Raw genomic sequence first — 19,180 nt, 5'->3', positions numbered from 1 at the left:
GGTATAGGCGTGTTCCCCCCGCGTCAAAGGCGCGGCGCACAGGGGACAACGGAACAAACTCATAGTATTCACCTCAAGATCATAACAGCGATGGGGCAGAATGCCCCACCGCTATGATAGGATAGAATGAAGAAAAAGGCAAGGGGCGCGGCTATGCCGCGCCCCTTTTGAATGGGAAAGGGAGAAAATCAGCCCGCCGTAATGACTCGTACCTGCTTGCCTGTGGGATCGATATAGACGGTGAGCTTGCTGGAGAAGGCCTTGATGGCGTTGACACGGTCGGTGAGCTTGGGCTGGCGGAACCAGCTGCCGGGGTCGGTGCGGTTGCCGGCCATGCCGCCGTAGCACTCCGCGTTGTCGGCCACCCGGTAATTCTGGCCGTTGACCGACACATACAGGTCGCCCTGGCTCTCGAAGAAGTCCTTGGCGGTGACGCCGGTGAACTTCTCCAGCTGGACAATGGTGCGGATCATATCCTTGTCTTCCCGGTTCTTGTAGGTGACTACGCCCACAATGTCGCCGCTGCGGCCGTTGTAGCCTGCCACGGGGCTGAATTCGATGGTGCCGCCCAGACCGCGGACCAGCGACCACTGGGTGCGGGTGGAGCCTTCGCTGATCAGCTCGCCGTTCTCGTCATAGACGGGATCGGTGGAGATATCTTTGCCCACCATCATGCCGTACTCATAGGCGTTTCCGGTGACGTCGTTGAGGATGATATAGTCCACCATGCCCGAGCTGTTGCGGTGGTATCCGGCGATGTTCTTGGCCTCGATGGAGCCGGACAGATCGCTGAGATCGATGGGGACCACGCCGCTGCTGCTGACCTTTTCAAAGATCCGCACGCCGGCCATGACGGTGTACTCGCCCAAGGTCATCTTATCCACGTTGAAGGGGCCGGGCGCCCGGTTCTCGGCTGCACTGCTGGTGGTAAAGCTGCTCTTGCCGGCGGAGAAGATGACCAGCTGGCCCTCGGCAGAAGCGTTGGACACCGTGCCTTCCAGCTCCATGGTGCCGCCGTTAGGCAGGAAGATGACAGCCTTGCCGTCGTTGACCATACCGATTGCAGTGGAGCGGGTCTGGGCGCTGGGCTTTGCCATACCGGCCACCTTGCCGTCGGCGGTGAGCAGCAGGGTGACCGTGGAACCCAGGTTAAAGTCCTTGGTGGTGTTCCAGGCGCTCTCCAGGACGGTAAATTCATTGCCCAGGACGTTGATGGTCTTGGGAGTGGCCACCGTGGGCTGGGCGTCCTGATAGTAGCAGGTCATCCGCAGGTCGGAGACCACAAGGGTGTTGCTCAGGCTGTCATAGGTGACCACGTCGTAGGGCTTGATGTCGGACAGGCTGATCTTCTGGCGGTTCTTGATGATGTTGAAGCTGGTCGCGCCGCCGGTGAGCTGGTGGAAGGTAGCCACAGTAGCCCGGTCCATAACCACCACAGCATCCGAGCTGGCCGAGGTGGAGCTGCTGGTAGCGTAGATGGCCACCACCTTGCCGCGCTGGGTGAACAGGGTGATCTGGGTGCCGGAATACAGGGAGGTGTAGCATTCCAGATAGCTCTTGCCCTCGGGGGCGTCGGGGGTGTACACCGGGGTGTCGCCCGAAATGGTGTACTGCTGGTTGCCCGACTTGACATAGCCGGGCTGGGCGTCGCCGGAGAGGGTGATGGTGACCGAGTCGCTGTCGTCGGGGATAAAGGTGATGATCTCCTGGTTGTCGTTGAGTACCAGACTGCCCCGCAGGCCCTGAAGGGCGGTGGGGGCGGCATCCTCGATGTGGGGGAGATAGGTGCCGTTGGAGGTGCGCACCGCGCCCATGGCGTCTCCCGTGTCGGTGGCCACATTGACGGCCAGCAGGACGGTATCCGCCTTGGTCTCGCCCAGGGTAGTGTAGTAGACCTTGCCGTCTCCGGTTTTGCACTTGAGGGCGTTGACCAGAAGCTGGGCGGCCTGGGCGCGGGTGAGGGAGGAGCCGGGCTGCAGAGACAGGCCCTTGGTCAGGCCGATGGACTGGGCCAGGTTGAGGTAGCCATCGGGCCATACCGCGCCAACCTTATCGCTGGAGTAGGCCAGCACCCGGATGAGAATGGTCACCGCCTGGGCATAGGAGATCTGGTCGTCGGGGAGGAAGCGGCCGTCACCCACGCCGGAGATGAGGGGCGTGCCGGCCACAGGGGTCTCACCGTCCGTGCTCGCGCCCGCATCCCCGCCGATCATGGTGGAGGCGGCCAGATTTACATAGCCCCTGGCCCAGTGCTTGGAGGTCACATCGGTGAAAATGGTGCGGGTAGAGTGGAGGACGACCTGGTCCCCCAGACCCATAAAATTGACCGCCATGGTGCAGAACTGGGCGCGGGTGAGGACCTGGTTGGGGTTAAACTGGTTGCCTCCGGTGCCGGAAACCACGCCCATCAGCCGGAGAATGTCGGCGTTGAGGGCGGTGTTGCTGTCACTGACATCGGTAAAGGAGGAGGTCCCGGCGGCGGTGACAGGAAGTGCCAAATTGACGGCCAGTGCGGCGGCCAGCAGGCCGTGGATCATGGAATATCGTTTCATGGTTTTGTCTCCTATCTCTTACTCTGCCCGCAGGGCCACCACCGGCTGCAATCCGGAGGCCTTGACCGCGGGGTACATGCCAAAGAGGATGCCGAGCACCACCGAAAACAGGAATGCACCGATGGTAATGGGGATGCTGGGCAGAAGGATCATGCCGTCCAGCAGCAATTTTCCGGCAATCAGCGTGCCCACGTAACCGATGGCAATGCCGATGATGCCGCCGATGCTGCAAATGACGGCAGCCTCGATAAGGAACTGAGCAATGATGCTGCGCCGCTCCGCGCCGATGGCCTTGCGGATGCCGATCTCCCGGGTGCGCTCGGTGACGGTGACCAGCATGATGTTCATGATGCCGATGCCGCCCACCAGCAAAGAGATGCCAGCGATGGCGCCCAGCACCAGGGCCTGCATGTTGCTCTGGTTCTGGACGTTTTCTGCCGCGCTGTTGTCACTTTGCACGTAGTAGTCGCCAAAGTCGCTGTATCCCATCTCGTTTTTGGGGAAGAGACCGGACAAATAGGCGTCCAGCAGGGTGAGAGCCTCGGTGGTGGCGGAGGCACTTTTGGCCTTGACTACGTAGGTGTCAATGTTGCTGTTCTGGTTGAGGCTACGGTTGAAGGTGTAGGGCAGAACGATGAGGTTGTCCAGCTCGGGCCACCCCTCCAAAGCCATGGAGTTGTACCACCCGACCACCAGGAAGGGCTGCCCGTTGATGGTGATGGTTTCGCCCACGGGATCAATAAAGTTAAAGAGCTTTTCTTTGGCTCCGGCGCCCAAAACACAGACAGGATTGGTTTCCTCTATGTCCAGGTAGGAGAGCTCCCGGCCCGCAGCCAGAGTGTAGTTGTTGCACACGCCGTACTGGTCGGAACCCAGCTTGACGTGCATCATGTCCTCCCAGCTCATGTTCTGACTGTTCTCCCAGTCGTTGACGGCAATGGTTTTGGCGCCGTACTGAATGGTAAGCTTTTGGCCGATCTCCATGTCGGGGGTGATGCCGTCGATGAGGTGGTTGAGGGTGAGACAATAGTCATACAGCTTTTGAGAGGTTTCGTTATTCATGTCGCTGAAGGAGTAGGCACGGACATTGATTTTGTTGGTGCCCATTTTTTCAAAATACTCCATGCTCTTCTGGTTCTGGCCCTGGACCACCGAGACCATGATGACCACGGAGGCCACGCCGATGATGATGCCCAGCATGGTGAGAAAGGAGCGGGTCTTTTTGCAGGAAATGGATTTGAAGGCCATTTTGAAGGCTTGCCATAAATTCATGTCCAGTCCACCTCCTGGGGGTGATCCGCCACCACCTTGCCGTCGGACAGCCGTACCACCCGCCGGGCGGTAGCGGCGATGCCGTCGTCATGGGTAATAAGCAGTATCGTGGTGCCCTCCCGGTAGAGGGAGCGCAGGATCTCCAGCACATGCCGCCCGGTTTTGGAGTCCAGCGCGCCGGTGGGCTCGTCGGCCATGATGATAGGGGGGTGGGTGGCGATGGCCCGGGCGATGGCCACCCGCTGCTGCTGGCCGCCGGACATCTCGCTGGGGCGGTGATGCGCACGGTCGTCCATGCCCACCTTGGCCAGGGCGGCCATGGCGATCTCTTCCCGCTCCCACACGGAGACACCCTGATAGATCAGGGGGAGGGTGACGTTTTCCAGGGCGTTGAGTTCCTGAATGAGGTTGTAGCCCTGGAAGATAAAGCCGATCTCTCGGTTGCGGATGCGAGCCAGGCTGCGATCGGAAAGGGAGGTGACGTCGGTGCCGTTGAGATGGTATTGGCCGTAGGTGGGGATATCCAGACAGCCCAGCACGTTCATCAGGGTGGACTTGCCGGAGCCGGACTGGCCCACGATGGCCACAAATTCTCCCCGGTCGATTTGGAGGGAGACACCGTCCAGCGCCCGCACCTCGCTCTCCTTCCCCTCGTTGTATATCTTGTAGAGGTTTTGGATGTCGATGAGCATATGCGGCCCTCCTTTACCAGCTGCTGCCCTGATCGGTCACGGTAAAGTTGACGAAGACCACGTCGCCCTCCTCAATGCCGGAGATGATCTCTACGTTCTCTGCGTCGGAGATGCCGGTTTCCACGAGAACAGGGTAGTAGCCGTCCGCCTCAGAGGGGAACTGGGGCTTCTGGCCGGGCTCGGTCTCAGGCAGAAGCAGCTCAGGCACATCCTCGGGGCGGCTGTCCCGCTGGACAAAGACCACCGATTGGCGATTTCCCTCGGCGTCACTGACGTACTTGACCGCGCTAGTTGGGACGATGATACAGTTGTCCGACTGACTGGTGACAAAGGAGTACTGCAGCCAGGCGCCGTCCACCAGAGTGCCGTCAAAGTTGTCCACGGTCAGGGTGACGGGATAGGTGGTCATGCCGCTGCCGCTCTGGGCGCCGCCCATGTCAATGGCGGTGACAGTACCCATGAACATGGTGCCGTTCCAGTCCAGCTCCACCATGTCGCCGGGGTGGATGAAGGAGATATTTTTGTCGTCCACATTGATGGTGACCAGCATGGTGGTGTTGTTGGAGATGATGATGACCGTATCGCCGCTTTTTACCTCGGCGCCGGGGGAGAGAGTGCAGGTGATGACGGTGCCGTCGATGGGAGCCACGGCGTTGAAGTCGGCCAGGGCCTTCTGGGCGGTCTCCAGGGTCCGGACGGCCTCGTCCAGCTCCTCCTGCTTGGCGCGGATCTGAGAGTCAATGGTGTCCGAGGCCATGGTGAGCAGAGCGGTCCCGGCGGAGACGTTGGCGTAGTTGCGCAGGTTGCCCGTGGAGGCCAGCGGTCCGCCGGCCTTGGTCTTCAGTTCCCGGGACTCATAGTACTCGGTCTTTCCGTTCTCATAGGGGTAGATGGAACTGCCGTCGGAGGCGGTAAGTATGGCAGAGGCGTCCATGCCGGCAGTGAGGGTGCCGGGGTTGTCAAAGACGATGACCACCTCAAAGTGGACGGCTCCCTCGGGGGAGATGAAGCTCACCTTGTGGATCTCATCCACCCGGCCGGTGAAGGTGCGCATCACGGTGGGGACAGAGACCTGAACAGACTGCCCCTTATAGATGCTGTTCTCATAGGCATAGCTGAAGTAGAGGGAGAGTTTGAGCTGTTTGTCGTTGACCAGGGTGGCTACCGTGGTGCCCGCGGAGATCTCCTGCTCGGGCTCAAAGGACTGCACCTGAGTGAGCTTGCCCGAGAAGGGGGCGCGGAGGGTGAGGTTGGAGGCCTGCTCCTGGAGGTCGGCCATATCCTTCTGCAGGGAGTCCACCCGCTTCTGGGCGTTGGTTACCTCGTCCTGAGCCGCCTGGCTGAAGATGCTGTACAGGGGCTGGCCGGCGGTGACAGTCTCGCCGGCATTGACAAAGACTTCCTGGACCGTGCCGCCCTGGGTCAGGGTGATAGCCGCCGACTCCTTGGCCTTGGCCGAACCGCTGCCCGCTACCCGGCTTTGCAGGGAGCCAATCTCAGCGGGCTTGGACAGAATTTCTCCAGGCTTATCGTTGGAAGAGAATAGAAACCGGTACAGGGCGACACCGCCGCCCAATAAAAGGGCTGCGACCAAAACCAAGGCAATGATGGTCCGCAGTTTCCGCTTGTCCAGAGGCTTTTTGGGTTTGCCGGCCGCCGGAGAGGGAGGGGCGGGTTTTGTCTGGGGTAAGGTAGCTTCTGACATGGTGTACTCCTCCTGAATGTAAATATTCTTCCAATGGGCAGGAAGGCCTGTTCGATCAAGACCATTATATGCCATGAAAGATTCCAGGACGATTACAGGGCAATTACAAATGTTTAAGATTCACTTAAGGATTCTAAAGAAATGGAAAGGATCAGGCGCAGCTGGGCGAAACAGGAAAGAAAATGCAAAAAAACGCCCTGCAGACTGCCGGAGCAGAGCTGCAGGGCGTGTGGAATGACAATCAGCAGTTGGTATACAGGGGGTACTTGCTGGTGAGGGCCTTCACCTGGGCGCGGAGAGACTCAATGTTGGACTGGAAGTCGTCCCGGGCGCACTGGCAGATGAGGGAGCCGACCACCTTCATCTCCTCCTCCTTGAAGCCGCGGGAGGTGACAGCGGGGGTGCCCACCCGGATGCCGGAGGTGACGAAGGGCTTCTCCGGGTCGTTGGGGATGGCGTTTTTGTTGACGGTGATATACACCTCGTCCAGACGGTGCTCCATCTCCTTGCCGGTGAGGTGAGCGGGGCGCAGATCCACCAGCATCAGGTGGTTGTCGGTGCCGCCGGACACCAGGTCCAGACCGCCATCCAAAATGGCCTGGGCCAGCACGGCGGCGTTCTTTACGATCTGGGTCTGATACTCCTTGAACTCAGGCTTGAGGGCCTCGCCCAGAGCCACCGCCTTGGCAGCGATGATGTGCTCCAGAGGTCCGCCCTGGCTGCCGGGGAAGATGGCGGAGTTGAGCTTCTTGGCAATGGCCTCGTCGTTGCACAGCAGCATGCCGCCGCGGGGACCGCGCAGGGTCTTATGGGTGGTGGTGGACACTACGTCGGCGTAGGGGACAGGGGAGAGGTGTACGCCCGCGGCCACCAGGCCGGCGATGTGGGCCATGTCCACAAACAGGTAAGCCCCTACCTCGTGAGCGATGTCGGCAAAGGTCTTGAAGTCGATGACCCGGGGGTAAGCGGAGGCACCGGCCAGGATCATCTTGGGCTGGTGCTTTTTGGCCAGATCACGCACCTGATCGTAGTCGATATAGCCCTTCTCGTCCACGCCGTAGGCAACCATATTATAGTTCTTGCCGGAGAAGTTCACGGGGGAGCCGTGGGTCAGGTGGCCGCCGTTGTCCAGGCTCATGCCCATGACCGTGTCGCCGTGCTGACACAGAGCCTGATACACGGCAAAGTTGGCCTGGGCGCCGGAGTGGGGCTGCACGTTGGCGTAATTGGCGCCGAAGAGCTCCTTAGCCCGCTCGATGGCGATGTTCTCCACCACGTCCACGCACTGGCAGCCGCCGTAGTAGCGCTTACCGGGATAGCCCTCGGCGTATTTGTTGGTGAGCACGGTGCCGGCGGCGGCCAGCACAGCGGGGCTGACGATGTTCTCCGAGGCAATCAGCTCGATGTTCTGCTGCTGCCGGTCGTACTCGGCCCGTACTGCCTCACCCACCTGAGGATCGGCGGCGGTGAGAAAGTCCATAAGTTCGTTGACCATGGGAAACACTCCTTTTCTGTTCTTCTCAGGCAAAGCCTGTCTGCGGATGTTCACAGTTCTGCGGTTATTATACCAGAAGCACGGAAAAAAACAATGCGGAAGAAACAGAAAGTTCCCATCGCCAGGTTTGACAAGTTGTGATATAATAAAAATGATATGCTCGAAAGAGAGGATGAAACCATGAAGTCACAGCAAGAGGTGCGCGCCATTGTGGATGCGCTCAAGGAGCTCTATCCCGACGGGATCTGCTCTCTGGACTATGAAAAAGATTACGAATTGCTGTTCTCGGTGCGTCTGGCCGCCCAGTGTACCGATGAGCGAGTGAATAAGGTGACCCCGGCGCTCTTTGCCCGATTCCCCACCCTGGAGGCGCTGGCCAATGCGGATATTTCCGAGGTGGAGCAGTACATCCACTCCACCGGCTTTTTCCGTGCCAAGGCCCGGGATATCGTGCTGGCCTCCCAGATGATTTTGGCCGAGTACGGAGGAAAGGTGCCCGGCACTATGGAGGATTTGCTGAAGTTGCCCGGTGTGGGGCGGAAGACAGCAAACCTGATGCTGGGCGACGTGTTCCACGTACCCGGTGTGGTGGTGGCTGACACCCACTGTATCCGCATCACCGGTCTGCTGGGCCTTACTGACGGCTCCAAGGACCCTACCAAGGTGGAGATGCAGCTTCGGAAGGTGCTGCCCCCTGAGGAGTCCAACGACTTCTGCCACCGTCTGGTGCTCCACGGCCGGGCGGTGTGTATTGCCCGTCGCCCCCAGTGCGGGGAGTGTGTGCTCCGGCCCTGGTGCGACTACTTTACCAAAAACGTGGCAGAGCCTGCCAAAGACTGAGAATTCAATATTAAAGAAGGTATGTTACATTGAAACACAGGACAAGTGATAGCTTACAGGCGGGGGAAGGACTGTCCCCGGCACATTCCTCCTGCCAGCAGGCGGGAGGCAAAGCGAAGCTTTGCGGGAAGTTCTTTGCCAAGCTTTCTTTCAAGAAAGCGGAGAGCATAAACCGATGGTGCTGTTATACCCTGGGCATGGTGATCCTGGCCCTGGGCCTCACTCTGAACACCAAGACCGGCCTGGGGGTGTCGCCCATCGTATCGGTGGCCTACTGTGTATCCCAGATTCTGGATATGAACTTCGGGGATATGACCTTTGTGCTCTACGCCCTGTTTGTAGCCGCCCAATTTGCCATCCGGGGAAAAAAGAGCCACCTCTACGATCTGCTCCAGTTCCCACTGAGTCTGGTGTTCAGCCGGGTGCTCAACCTGTTTGACGCATTTATTCCCTATAACAGCGCAAACCACGGTTTTCTTGCCAATTTTCTGCTGCTGATTCTGGCCATTTTGTGTACCGGCGTAGGGGTGTCCATGACGGTGAACATGCGCCTGGTGCCCAATCCGGGAGACGGCATCGTGGCTGCCGTGGCCGAGAAGATGGGCCGGGATCAAGGCTTTGCTAAGAATATCTTCGATGTGGGCTGCGTGACCGTGACCTGTATCATCGGCCTGGCGTGCCGGGGACAGGTGATCGGCATCGGTATCGGTACCCTGGCCGCCATGGTGGGTGTGGGGCGCTCCATCGCCCTGGTGAACCACTTCTTTAAAACGCGGATGTGCCGGGCTGCCGGTCTGGAGCAGCCCGCCTGAGTTTTGATGTTTCTCTGTGAGGTGATTTGTTATGGCATACCGGCCTCTGGCCGACGAGATCCGGCCCACGACCCTGGACGAGGTGGTGGGGCAGAAGCACATCCTGGGCAAGGACGGTCTGCTGCGCCGCATCATTGAGGGAGGCAATGTTCCCAACCTCATCTTCTACGGTCCCTCCGGCACAGGAAAGACCACCGTGGCCAACATCATCGCCCAGCGCACCAACCGGCCGCTGCATCGCCTCAACGCCACCACCGCCTCCATCAGCGACATTAAAGATATCATCGCCGACATCGGGACCCTGTTGGCCCCGGAAGGAGTTTTGCTTTACTTAGACGAGATTCAGTACTTTAACAAGAAGCAGCAGCAGTCTCTGCTGGAGTTTATGGAGAACGGGAAGATTACCCTTATCGCCTCCACCACGGAGAATCCCTTCTTCTATGTGTTTGGGGCCGTGCTGTCCCGGTCCACCGTCTTTGAGTTCAAGCAGATCACCGCCCAGGACGCCCTGCCCGCCATCGACCGAGGTGTTTCCATCCTGGAGGGGCGTCTTGGCGGCAAGCTGGAGCTGGAGGAGGGAGTGCGGGAGCACATTGCCTCCGCCTGCGGCGGCGACATCCGCAAGGCCATGAACGCTTTGGAGCTGCTGGCCTCGGCGGCCAAGAAGGAGCAAGGAAAATTCCTTGTCAGCCTGGACGACGCGAAAACGGCGGCCCAGAAGTCAGCCATGCGCTACGACCGGGAAGGAGACGCCCACTTTGACATCGCCTCCGCTCTGATGAAGTCCTTGCGGGGTTCCGACCCGGACGCGGCCCTCCACTATCTGGCCCGGCTGCTGGAGGCAGGGGACATGACCACCGCCATCCGGCGGCTGTTGTGCTCGGCCAGCGAGGACGTGGGCATGGCCTATCCCCAGGCCGCCCTCATCGTGAAGGCCTGCGTGGACAACGCTTTGCAGCTGGGGCTGCCCGAGGCCCGGCTACCTCTGGCCCAGGCGGCGGTGCTGCTGGCCACTTCTCCCAAGTCTAACTCGGTCTATCAGGGCATTGCCGCCGCCATGGCCGATGTGAAGGCTGGACGGGTGGGGGACATCCCCCGTGAACTGCAAAATGTCCACGCCGACTCGGCAGGGCTGGAGCGGGAGCAGGGGTACCTCTATCCTCACGACTTCCCCGGCCACTGGGTGCGCCAGCAGTACCTGCCGGACGAGCTGAAAAACCGGAAATACTACCAGTACGGCGACAACAAGACGGAGCAGGCCGCCCGCCGCTACTGGGACGAGATCAAAAAGCCTTAGAAAGGAAGGACCTAAGTTGGAGCCGATACGGATCTTAGTGGTGGAAGATGATCAGGACATCAACCGCCTGCTGTGTACCATCCTCAACGACGCAGGTTATTTCAGCCAGAGCGCCTTCTCCGGCAGCGAGGCCATGCTGTGGGCGGAGAAGGAGGGCTTTGACCTGGTGCTGCTGGACCTGATGCTCCCCGGTCTGACCGGAGAGGAGTTCATCGCCAAGGTGCGCCAGCACGGCACCATGCCTATCATCGTCCTGTCTGCCAAGGCGGGCGTGGAGGACCGGGTGAAGGTGCTGCGCCTGGGGGCGGATGACTTCATCCCCAAGCCCTTTGACAATCAGGAGGTGCTGGCCCGGGTGGAGGCCCAGCTGCGCCGGGTGAAGAAGTTCTCCGCACCTCCGGAGAAAAAGCAGCGCTTTGTCTGCGGCGATCTGTGCCTGGACCGGGAGGAGTTTACCGTCACTGCGGAAGGAAATCCCGTGACCCTCACCGCCCGGGAGTTTGAAATTCTGGCCCTGCTGATGGAGTACCCCAAGCGGGTATTTACCCGGGAGCAGATCTATCAGCACGTGTGGGGCGAGGATTACTTCGGCGACGACAACACGGTCAACGTGCACATCAGCAACCTGCGCTCCAAGCTGGGCAAGGTGAGCAAGCAGGAGTTTATCAAGACCGTGTGGGGCATTGGCTTTAAAATGGCGGATTGTTAGGAGGTCGGCATGGACATTCATGTAGGGGATATCCTGAGAATGAAAAAGACCCATCCCTGCGGCAGCTCGGAGTGGTTAGTGCTGCGGGTGGGCATGGACTTTAAGATGCGCTGCCAGGGCTGCGGCCATGAGGTGATGCTGCCCCGGAGCAAGGCGGAGAAAAACATCCGCAAGGTGTTCCGGGACGGAGACCAGGTGAGCGTGTGACCATGTTTTGCGCTCCCGCCCTAGTGGGAGCGGAACCATTTGTTTTGTGAGAAGAAAGGAAACGACTTATGCGATACGACAGTGACATTTTGTACCGGCCCCCGGGAGAGTGGAAGAGCTACCTGCTCCAGTGTACCATCGGCTGCTCCTATAATAAGTGCACCTTCTGTGCCATGTATAAGGAGAAGAAATTCCGCATCCGCCCGGTGGAGGAGATTCTGGAGGACATCGATATGGCCCGGGATTACTACGGTCCGGGCCTCAAGCGGGTGTTCCTGATGGATGGCGACGCGGTCATCATGAAGACCGATGATCTCATCCGGGTGCTGCGCAAGCTCTACGACACCTTCCCCGCCCTGGAGAAGGTGACCACCTACGCCGGTCCCCGGAGCACCCTGGCCAAATCTCCCGAGGAGCTGAAAGCCATCCGGGATGCTGGTCTCAACCGGGCCTACCTGGGGGTGGAGAGCGGCAGCGACGCGGTGCTCAAGGCCATCAACAAAGGTGTTACCGCCGCCCAGATGCTGGAGGCGGGCCAAAAGCTGGTGGCAGCGGGCTTTGACCTGTGGGCCATCGTCATCATGGGCCTTACCGGCCAGGATGGGGACTGGGAGGAGCACATCCTGTCCACCGCCAAGATGATCAATGCCATGAAGCCCCGGCACCTGTCCGCCATGACCTTCGCCCCAGCCAAGGGCACTCCCCTGGGGGAGGATGTGCTGGCCGGACGGTTCAAGGTGTGCACCCCGGACCAGATTCTGGAGGAGTGCCACCTGCTGGTAGAAAATCTGGACGTGGATCCTCTCCACTTTACCAGCAACCACGCCTCCAACTACCTGCCTCTCAAGGGCGGCCTGCCTGAGGATCGGCAGAAGTTCTTGGACCTGCTGGACCAGGCGCTTGCGGGTAAGATCCGCCTGCGCCGTACCCTGAATCGGGGAATCTGATCGTTGAAACCGGACGCGGGATGTTTTAGAACATCCCGCGTTTGTTTAAGCTGGGAGAAGATCCCTGCTTTTTGAGGTTAAGCATGGAATACCACCTGGCTGAAAAGGGACTGTTCGAGCTTTAACAGAAAAATTTTGAATATTTTTCATGAAAATCTTTCAATTTCATGAAGTATCTGCTATAATGCACTTTAACGGCCTAATGCGATCCCTTACGGCTTTGGCGGAGAAGGAGGGAACGCAGGGGCTCATCCTGAAAACAAAGGAGAGAGGTTCCCCCTTGTTTTTCCTACTGTTCCTCATTTGGATCGTGCTCAACGGAAGAGTGGATTTGGAAGTAGTGCTCACAGGCGCGGCGGTCTCCGCCGCGCTCACTTGGCTTGCACGCACGGTTTTGAAACTGCCCGCCTGGGGAGGATTGCGCCTGATTCGACGGCTCCCCAGGGTATTTTTATACCTTTTTTACCTGTTTGGTCAGGTTGTGGTGTCCAATCTCCAGGTGATGGAGCGCATCCTTTTCCCCAAAAAGCGGAAGGGAGGCGGGCGGCTGGTGTGGTTCCGTACCGATCTGAAGGAGGAGGGTACCCGTCTCACCCTGGCCAATTCTATCACCCTTACCCCGGGCACGGTGACCGTCTCCTTAAAGGGAAACTATCTGTGCGTCCATGCCCTGGATGAGGACTTTGCAAAAGGGGTAAAGGAAAACGGCTTTGCGCCCCGCCTGGAGCGCTGGGAGGAGGGAGACCATGGCTGAGTGTACACCGGTGCTGGGCGGTATTCTGGTAGGTGTGCTGTGTGTGCTCACCCTGGTGCTGCTGGCCTGTCTGGCCCGAGCTATTCGTGGGCCCCGGTACACCGACCGGCTCATCGCCCTGAACATGATCTGCACCGTGGTAATTTTACTGCTGAGCGTGCTGTCCTATCTGCTGGGTGCGTCCTACCTGGTGGATGTCATCATCTTATATGGACTGTTGAATCTGCTGGCGGTGGCGGTGCTCAGCCGGATCTCCATCCGGCGGCACCGGGAGAGAAGGGAGGAGGAGCCATGACCATACGCACAATCCTTGGAGTGGTCCTCATCTGCCTGGGGGTCGTGGTGGTGCTTATCGCCGCTCTGGGCCTGTTCCGCTTCAAGGAGACCCTGGACCTCATCCACGCCGGAGCTCTGGCCGACACCATGGGCGTGTTCCTGGTGCTGGCGGGGGTGATGGTGCTGTGGGGGTTTACCGTGGCTTCCGCAAAGCTGGTCCTGGCTCTGGTAATTTTGTGGGTGACCAATCCGGTCTCCGCCCACCTCATCGCCCGCATGGAGCTGGTCACTGGTCGGGGCATCGAGCCTGATACGCTGCCGGGAGGGGGGGAACAGGAGCTATGATCGTGCTGGAAGTCTTGCTGCTGGCCTTTTTGGTGTTCTGCGCTCTGGCTACGGTGCTGGGCAAGAAGATGGTGTCCTCCATCATCATCTTCATGTCCTACTCGGCGGTCATGTCCATTTTGTGGTTCCTGCTGGAGTCCCCCGACCTGGCCATCACTGAGGCCGCCGTGGGGGCGGGAGTGACCAGTCTGCTGTTTTTCCTTACCCTGCGGAAGATCAATGCGCTGAGGGGGCTGGAAAAGGATGAAGAATAACCACGTCCAGGAGGACTGGTACCACCGCTTTCTCCGCTGGGCAGGGGGTGAGGAGCCTGAGGGGGCCGAGGGTCCTGAGGACCCGGAGCGCGCCGAGTTCCAGGAGTACCTGGAGTACATCGAGGCCCACGGCTATATGGAGTTTGGGGCCTACCGCCTGATGCGCTTCCGTCAGCGCAGGGAGAAGGGCCTGGAGGACCCCCGGGGTTCTCTCCACGGTCCCCCAGCTCCGGAGCCGGAGCCGGTCCACCCACCCCGACACCACCGCCCGGGAAAGCTGCGCTACCAGATTTTGCTCTACCGGGTGCTCAGCGCGGTCATTGTCATCACCCTGGCGGCCATCTTTCTGGTGGTCACCATGGATCTGCCTCTCTTTGGCCGGGCGGATAGCCCGGCGGTGAATGAAGTGTCCCAGCGCTATCTGGAGCAGGGACTGGAGGAGACGGGCGCGGTGAATGCCGTTACCGGCATGATTTTGGACTACCGGGCCTTTGACACCTTCGGGGAGTCGGCGGTGCTCTTTGCCGCTGCCATGAGTACCTTGCTGCTGCTCCACAGCCCCAAAAGCCGGATGCGCACCTTCCGGGGACCGGACAAGGTGCTCTCTCAGTTGGGACGGCGGATTCTGCCTGTGATTCTGCTCTTTGGTATCTATGTAGTGGTCAACGGCCACCTGAGCCCCGGCGGCGGATTTTCCGGCGGGGCAATTCTGGGGGCGGGCTTGATTCTGGCCTCCCTGGTGTTGGGGGAGGAGCGGATGGCCCGGATGCTGCCTGCGTCCCGCACCTCTAAGATTACCGTCACCTGCCTGCTGGCCTATGGACTGATGAAGGGCTACTCCTTCTACACCGGGGCCAACCATGTAGGCTGGGAGGTGCCCAAGGGAATTCCCGGGACCATTTTCAGTGGGGGATTCATTCTGCCCCTCAATCTGTGTGTGGGCATCATCGTGGCCTGTACCATGTACACCTTTTATTCACTGTTTCTGGAAGGGGAGGGATAACTGTGCTGGAGACCATTTTGCAGCAGCGCTATTATATTACTGCTGTGCTGCTGTTCAGTATCGGCTTTGTTACCCTGTTCCTCCATCCTAATCTGATTAAGAAGATCGTTGGCCTCAATCTGATGGACACGGCGGTCTTTCTTTTCCTGGCCTCCATGGGCTACATCGAAGGGGGAGCGGCCCCCATTGTGGAGGAGGGAGCCAAGGCATCCCAGTACATAAACCCAGTGCCCGGCGGCCTGGTGCTCACTGGTATCGTGGTGGCGGTGAGTACCACCGCCCTGTTTCTGGCTCTGACCATCCGGCTCTATCGCCAATATCACAGCGTCAACTTGGACGTCATCCTCATGCTGGCCTGGGAGGGCAAGGCGGAGGAGTAAAACCCCGATATGCGAGAGAAGGTGAAGTAAATGTCCCTTACATATAACATACCCATGTTCAGCATCCTCTTGGTGATGATGAGCGCTATGGTCATCCCATTTTTTCCGAAAAAGAGCTGGGGATTGAACCTCGTTCGCGGGGTGGAGGCGGTGGTGGCCGTCCTGTCGGCGGTGCTGCTGGTCCAGCTGTCCGATGTGGGGGAGAGCTTCACCTACCAGATGGGCCGCTTCCCGGCTCCCTGGGGCAATCTGCTGCACTGCGGCCCCCTGGAGGCCCTGCTGGCCCTGGTGTTCAGTGTGGTGATGATCCTGTCCCTGTGCGCTGGGGCGGAGGATATCCGCCGGGATGTGCGGGCTGACCGCCAGGGGAGCTACTGCGTGCTCATGCAGCTGCTCTTTGGCGCTCTGCTGGCCATGATCTACACCGATGACCTGTTCACTGCCTATGTCTTTATCGAGATTGCCGCCGTCACCGCCTGCATGGCGGTGGTGGCCAAGGAGAGCGGCCGGTCCGTGGTGTCCGCCATCCGCTACCTCATCTTCAGCTGCCTGGGCTCCGGCCTGGTGCTGTTGGGGATTGCTCTGCTCTACTGCATCACCGGCCAGCTTCTCTTCTCCAGCCTGGAGCAGGCGGTGATGGAGCTGGTGGCCAGCCGGACCTACACCCTGCCTCTGGTGGTATCCGCCCTGCTGATGACTCTGGGCTTGAGCATCAAAAGTGCCCAGTTTCCCTTCCACGCCTGGCTGCCCGATGCCCACGCCAGCGCCACCACTGCCTCCAGCGCGGTGCTGTCTGGTCTGGTGCTCAAGGGCTACCTCATTATTCTCCTGAAACTCATCCTGCGAGTGTACGGCCCGTCTCTGCTGGCCACCACCTACATGGACGATCTGCTGTTTCTCCTGGGTCTGACGGGTATGCTCTTTGCCTCGGTGGCCGCTCTGCGCCAGGAGGAGGTCAAGAGCATGATCGCCTACTCCTCGTCTGCCCAAATTTCCTACATTTTCTTGGGTTTGGGCCTGGGGACCGACGCGGGGCTCATCGCCGCCTGCTACCAGATTCTGGCCCACGCCATGACCAAGTCCATGATCTTCTCCGGGGCGGGAGCCATGATCCGGGCCAGCAATCGAGGCCACTATTGGAGCCAGCTCCGGGGCGCCGCCCGGCGGGCACCTCTGGGAGGACTGGCCTTCACGGTGGGCGGACTGTCCCTGTGCGGTTTGCCCCTGCTGGCGGGCTTTTCCGCCAAATACTGTCTGGCTATCGCTGCCTTGGACGCCCAGTGGCAGACCGCACCGGCCCTCTTCGGCTTGGCGGCCAGCTCGGTGCTCAATGCCATGTACTATATCCCCGCCATCCTGGCCATCTGGGGCCGGGGAGGAGAAGGGGAGAAGCTTCCCTGGAAGTGGGAGCGGGAGGGCGCTCTGGTGCTGTTCCTCCTGTGTAATGTAGTGCTGGGTACTGCCTTTGGTCCCATCCGGGACCTGATTGAACAGGGCCTCAACCTGTTTTAAACACACAAAGACCATTGGAAAGGAGGTAGGGGAGTGGACGGGATCTTGCTTCTCTTGCCCATCTTAGTTCCCATCCTGGGCGGCCTGGCTGTACTGGGCATCCACAATATGAAGACCCGGCGGCTCACCGTCACTCTGTTGCTGGTCTTTCAGATCTTTGTGGTGCTGGAGGTGGCCCGGAACGACACCGAGCCCTTTGTCCTGCTCCAGCTCACCGACGGGGCGCGGCTGGTGCTCCAGGCTGACTCGTTGGGGCGGCTGTTTGCCAACCTCATCTGCCTCATCTGGTTTGCGGTGGCTGTCTTTGCCTTTGAGTACATGAACCACGAGGGTCACCGGGAGCGGTTTTTCGGTTTCTACCTGATGACCTTGGGCGCCCTGATGGGCATCTGTTTTGCAGGCAATCTGGTGACGCTTTATCTCTTTTATGAGATGATGACTCTCCTCTCTGTCCCTCTGGTGCTGCACATTGGTACCCGAAAGGCCTTTGAGGCCGCCTACCGCTACCTGGGTTTCTCGGTGGCGGGAGCGGGACTGGGATTGCTGGGACTGTTTGTTCTCCAGGGCTACTGCACCACCGACCTGTTTACTCCCGGCGGCGTGCTGGACCTTGCCCGGGCGGGGGAGGACCGCACCCTGCTGCTGGGCGTTTTTGTGGTGATGGCGGTGGGATTTGGCTGTAAGGCGGGCATGTTCCCCCTCCACGCTTGGCTGCCCATTGCTCACCCGGTGGCGCCGGCGCCTGCCTCGGCCGTGCTGTCCGGCCTCATCACCAAAATGGGCGTGCTGGCCCTGCTGCGGGTGGCCTACTACCTGTTCGGCTGGGAGTTCCTGGACGGTTCCTGGGCTCAGATGGTGGTGCTGGTGCTGTCCCTCATCACCGTGTTTATGGGCTCCACCCTGGCCCTGCGGGAGGATACCCTGAAAAAGCGGTTGGCCTATTCTACCGTCAGCCAGGTGTCCTACGTTATCTTCGGTTTGATGCTCTTTCACCCCGTGGCCCTGGCAGGGGCCTTGCTCCAGGTTATTTTCCACGCCGTGGCTAAAAACGCCCTGTTCCTGTCCACCGGCTCGGTCATTTACCAGACCCACATCACTCAGGTCTCCCAGATGCGGGGCGTGGGTGTGGCGTGCAGTTTCACCATGTGGAGCTTTGCCCTGTCCGCCCTGTCTCTGGTAGGTATCCCGCCCACCGGCGGTTTTGTGAGTAAATGGCTGCTGGCCCAGGGCACCCTGGAGGCAGGGGATTTCACTCTGGCCTGCTGGGGTATTGGAGTGCTGATGGTGTCCGCCCTGCTGACGGCGGGCTATCTGCTGCCCATTGTCATCCGGGCGTTTTTCCCGGGAAAAGATTTTGACCACGAGAGCGTCATCAAACAGCAGGACACCTGGCTCATGTGGACCACCCTGTGTCTGCTGACGGCGGCGGTGGTGCTGCTGGGTATGTTCCCGCAGCTGCTGAACAACGGGCTGGCCGCAGTGGTGGAGCCTCTGTTTGGATAACCTGTTATGTTGAGAAAAGTCTGCAAATAAAAAGTCAATAGAAAAATGAAGAAAAATTGAGGAGAGAAAAAGACATACCAAAAGCGGTCAGCAGGTAAAGGCCGCTGGCCGGATAGTCAGGTATGTAACAGTGCGCATTACTTCTGAGGAAGAATAATCGTTGCTTTAGAGAAGTTGTCCCAGTCAAGACACTGCCCACAGCGGTCGCAGTAGGTCTGGTACTCCCGTTCCATAGTCCTTCCGCATTGTGGGCAAACAGGAAAACCCGTCACGCCAGAGAGGTATCGAAAGCAGCGGATGTGTGTAACCGGCATCGGTTCGCGGAAGGCCATCTCTCTCCAGAACTCTGAGGGGATCAACAGGTCATTTGGCGTCAGTTCAAAGCCAACGCAGAGTTTTTCCAGCGTCAGGATCGTGGGCGCAGTCTTGCCTCTGGCAATGTCGCCAAAGTACCTGGAACTGAGGTCGCATCGTTCCGAGGCGGCTTCATAGCTGAGTTTTCGAGTATCACATAATTTGAGGATGGAGGTGGATAAATTGTCTAAAAACATCTTAATCGCTCTCTTTCTGTCATAAGATGCTTTTAGCGTAAATGCAGTATCGTTCCCCAACAAGGAAGGATACT

The 19,180-nt window shown here is 59.5% G+C and carries 20 protein-coding genes; 14 read left to right on the top strand and 6 right to left on the bottom strand.

Translation table 11 applies throughout. The features are described 5' to 3' along the window. Positions 1–188 precede the first annotated feature (188 nt). The 5 genes from ACLTXB_RS07340 to glyA form a co-directional block, all read right to left on the bottom strand. A complete protein-coding gene (locus tag ACLTXB_RS07340) occupies positions 189–2,552 on the bottom strand; it encodes an S-layer homology domain-containing protein (RefSeq protein ID WP_428226542.1) in 2,364 nt (787 codons plus the stop codon). An 18-nt stretch (positions 2,553–2,570) separates the two neighbouring features. Next, positions 2,571–3,824, bottom strand: coding sequence for an ABC transporter permease (locus tag ACLTXB_RS07335; RefSeq protein ID WP_428226541.1), 1,254 nt, complete (start codon positions 3,822–3,824; stop codon positions 2,571–2,573). Then, positions 3,821–4,516 (bottom strand): ABC transporter ATP-binding protein, encoded by a 696-nt coding sequence (locus tag ACLTXB_RS07330; RefSeq protein ID WP_040648989.1) that lies wholly within the window; start codon positions 4,514–4,516, stop codon positions 3,821–3,823. The genes ACLTXB_RS07335 and ACLTXB_RS07330 overlap by 4 nt, the downstream gene beginning before the upstream one ends. A 13-nt stretch (positions 4,517–4,529) precedes the next feature. Next, positions 4,530–6,221, bottom strand: a complete 1,692-nt coding sequence (locus tag ACLTXB_RS07325; RefSeq protein ID WP_374736744.1) for an efflux RND transporter periplasmic adaptor subunit — start codon at positions 6,219–6,221, stop codon at positions 4,530–4,532. A 241-nt stretch (positions 6,222–6,462) separates the two neighbouring features. Further along, positions 6,463–7,716, bottom strand: coding sequence for a serine hydroxymethyltransferase (glyA, locus tag ACLTXB_RS07320; RefSeq protein WP_428226540.1), 1,254 nt, complete (start codon positions 7,714–7,716; stop codon positions 6,463–6,465). Between the two features lie 180 nt (positions 7,717–7,896). Between glyA and nth the strand changes: the two genes are divergently transcribed. The 14 genes from nth (at position 7,897) to ACLTXB_RS07250 (ending at position 18,555) form a co-directional block, all read left to right on the top strand. Then, positions 7,897–8,556 carry an endonuclease III gene (gene nth, locus ACLTXB_RS07315; protein WP_325207677.1) on the top strand — a complete coding sequence of 220 codons (660 nt, stop codon included), beginning with the start codon at positions 7,897–7,899 and terminating at the stop codon, positions 8,554–8,556. 197 nt (positions 8,557–8,753) lie between these two features. Continuing rightward, complete coding sequence (locus tag ACLTXB_RS07310) at positions 8,754–9,368, top strand: DUF6198 family protein (RefSeq protein ID WP_008980927.1); 615 nt, start codon at positions 8,754–8,756, stop codon at positions 9,366–9,368. 31 nt (positions 9,369–9,399) lie between these two features. Further along, positions 9,400–10,665, top strand: coding sequence for a replication-associated recombination protein A (locus tag ACLTXB_RS07305; RefSeq protein WP_428226539.1), 1,266 nt, complete (start codon positions 9,400–9,402; stop codon positions 10,663–10,665). 16 nt (positions 10,666–10,681) lie between these two features. Continuing rightward, on the top strand, positions 10,682–11,374 hold the full coding sequence (locus ACLTXB_RS07300; RefSeq protein WP_008980925.1) for a response regulator transcription factor: 693 nt from the start codon (positions 10,682–10,684) through the stop codon (positions 11,372–11,374). Positions 11,375–11,383: 9 nt separating this feature from the next. Further along, complete coding sequence (locus ACLTXB_RS07295; RefSeq protein ID WP_008980924.1) at positions 11,384–11,581, top strand: DUF951 domain-containing protein; 198 nt, start codon at positions 11,384–11,386, stop codon at positions 11,579–11,581. A gap of 68 nt (positions 11,582–11,649) precedes the next feature. Beyond that, positions 11,650–12,528 (top strand): B12-binding domain-containing radical SAM protein, encoded by an 879-nt coding sequence (locus tag ACLTXB_RS07290; protein ID WP_110440432.1) that lies wholly within the window; start codon positions 11,650–11,652, stop codon positions 12,526–12,528. Positions 12,529–12,808: 280 nt separating this feature from the next. Further along, positions 12,809–13,282 (top strand): Na+/H+ antiporter subunit E, encoded by a 474-nt coding sequence (locus ACLTXB_RS07285; RefSeq protein WP_428226538.1) that lies wholly within the window; start codon positions 12,809–12,811, stop codon positions 13,280–13,282. Next, positions 13,275–13,577: a monovalent cation/H+ antiporter complex subunit F gene (locus tag ACLTXB_RS07280; protein WP_020989686.1), complete on the top strand. Its 303-nt coding sequence runs from the start codon at positions 13,275–13,277 to the stop codon at positions 13,575–13,577. The genes ACLTXB_RS07285 and ACLTXB_RS07280 overlap by 8 nt, the downstream gene beginning before the upstream one ends. Further along, positions 13,574–13,903, top strand: coding sequence for a cation:proton antiporter (locus ACLTXB_RS07275; protein WP_428226537.1), 330 nt, complete (start codon positions 13,574–13,576; stop codon positions 13,901–13,903). Before ACLTXB_RS07280 ends, ACLTXB_RS07275 begins: the two co-directional genes overlap by 4 nt. Then, complete coding sequence (locus ACLTXB_RS07270; RefSeq protein WP_008980919.1) at positions 13,900–14,157, top strand: hydrogenase subunit MbhD domain-containing protein; 258 nt, start codon at positions 13,900–13,902, stop codon at positions 14,155–14,157. Before ACLTXB_RS07275 ends, ACLTXB_RS07270 begins: the two co-directional genes overlap by 4 nt. Continuing rightward, positions 14,147–15,160: a hydrogen gas-evolving membrane-bound hydrogenase subunit E gene (mbhE, locus tag ACLTXB_RS07265; RefSeq protein WP_428226536.1), complete on the top strand. Its 1,014-nt coding sequence runs from the start codon at positions 14,147–14,149 to the stop codon at positions 15,158–15,160. Before ACLTXB_RS07270 ends, mbhE begins: the two co-directional genes overlap by 11 nt. A gap of 2 nt (positions 15,161–15,162) precedes the next feature. Further along, entirely contained in the window at positions 15,163–15,540 is a 378-nt protein-coding gene (locus ACLTXB_RS07260) for a sodium:proton antiporter (protein WP_428226535.1), read from the top strand. A gap of 30 nt (positions 15,541–15,570) precedes the next feature. After that, positions 15,571–17,052 (top strand): complex I subunit 5 family protein, encoded by a 1,482-nt coding sequence (locus ACLTXB_RS07255; RefSeq protein ID WP_428226534.1) that lies wholly within the window; start codon positions 15,571–15,573, stop codon positions 17,050–17,052. A gap of 33 nt (positions 17,053–17,085) precedes the next feature. Continuing rightward, entirely contained in the window at positions 17,086–18,555 is a 1,470-nt protein-coding gene (locus tag ACLTXB_RS07250) for a complex I subunit 5 family protein (protein ID WP_428226533.1), read from the top strand. Between the two features lie 137 nt (positions 18,556–18,692). Here the strand turns inward: ACLTXB_RS07250 and ACLTXB_RS07245 are convergent, their stop codons facing one another. Then, entirely contained in the window at positions 18,693–19,169 is a 477-nt protein-coding gene (locus ACLTXB_RS07245) for a helix-turn-helix domain-containing protein (protein WP_428226362.1), read from the bottom strand. Positions 19,170–19,180: the final 11 nt, after the last annotated feature.

The organism is Flintibacter sp., assembly GCF_046973065.1.
The sequence above is the reverse complement of the archived record's forward strand: the minus strand, read 5'-3'. Positions and strand labels throughout refer to the sequence as shown.